Below are 263 nucleotides of genomic sequence, written 5' to 3' on the forward strand. Positions count from 1 at the left end.
AAACAGCAGAGGCGTTAGGATTGCCAGTAAGTAGAGAGTCATTTAAAATTGTATATGCTGGCGAGGAACCTTGATTGCCGACATTAGATATGTGTGTCATAACCTCTTTTCCCTGAGCAATATAGATATTGAAAGACACATCAGGCTGCATTGCAGTACCATCCTCGTTAAATACAGACTATTTATTTTGCGTAGTACTGTAAAACGCTCCTGTTACCTTATTGTTAAATACGCATGGACTTCCGGGCGGATTCCAGTTATGG

The 263-nt window shown here is 40.7% G+C and carries 1 pseudogene; it reads right to left on the reverse strand.

The features are described from left to right. Nucleotides 1–163, reverse strand: a pseudogene (locus ACY2RT_RS15410) (hypothetical protein); the annotation flags it as partial. Between the last annotated feature and the right edge of the window lie 100 nt (nucleotides 164–263).

It is taken from the genome of Ulvibacter sp. 2210JD10-4, assembly GCF_058148525.1.